1 protein-coding gene and 1 pseudogene are annotated in these 803 nt (G+C 67.4%); one reads left to right on the top strand and one right to left on the bottom strand.

Features of this window, described 5'->3' with window-relative positions:
- Positions 1-128 (top strand): annotated as a pseudogene (locus MOV74_RS39380) (HAD family hydrolase); the annotation flags it as partial.
- 63 nt (positions 129-191) lie between these two features.
- Here the strand turns inward: MOV74_RS39380 and MOV74_RS39375 are convergent.
- Positions 192-803: YncE family protein (locus MOV74_RS39375; RefSeq protein WP_246933018.1), on the bottom strand; the 612-nt coding region annotated here is incomplete at its 5' end.

Below are 803 nucleotides of genomic sequence, written 5' to 3'. Positions count from 1 at the left end.
CGGTGTGCTGGGGCTATGCGGCGCCGGCGGCGCTGCGAGCGCTCGGGCCGGACCACGTGTTCGAGCGGATGGACGAGATTGCGGACGCGGTGTGCCCCGGTGCCGTAGGGCGGATTAGCGAAGCGTAATCCGCCGATCGATCGTCGATGCCAGATGGCGGATTACGCTTCGCTAATCCGCCCTACACCGCCCTACTCCGTCCTGCGCAAGAACGCCCCGAACGCGCGCGGGCCGTCGCCGGTCTTGATCTCGCCGATCACCTTCAGATCAGTGGCATCGATGATGCTAAGCGTGTTGCTCTCCCAGCAGGCGACGATGACGCGCTTGCCGTCGGCGGTTGCATTGATGCCTTCGGGATAGTCCCCGACATTGATCCGCTTGATCGGCTTCAGGCTCGCCAGGTCGAACACGCTGACGCTGCCGCCATATTGATCGGTGACGAAGCCGCGGCCCAGCGCCAGCGCCACCGCGTAGGGCCGCATCCCGACCGGCACGCGCCCGATCTCGCGCATCTCCGCGATGTCGATCACGGAGACGTCGTCGGAGCCGACATTGGCGGTATAGGCACGCTTGCCGTCCGCGTCGATGGTGACGCCGAACGGACGGGTGCCGGCCTTGATCGTCGCCTTGCGCTGACGCGTCGTCGTGTCCACCACCGAGACGCTGTCGTCGTCACGGTCCGCCGAGAGCAGCAGCTTGCCATCAGGCGTCACCGCCAGCCCCGAGGGCGAAGCGCCGACCGCGATGCTGGCGGTGACGCTGCGCGAGGCCGTATCGATCACCCGCACCGCCGCGGCATACCA

The sequence above is a fragment of the Bradyrhizobium sp. SHOUNA76 genome (assembly GCF_023006445.1).
In the GTDB taxonomy this organism is placed as follows: domain Bacteria; phylum Pseudomonadota; class Alphaproteobacteria; order Rhizobiales; family Xanthobacteraceae; genus Bradyrhizobium.
Note: the sequence above shows the minus strand (reverse complement) of the source record. Positions and strands in the feature narration are given on the sequence as shown.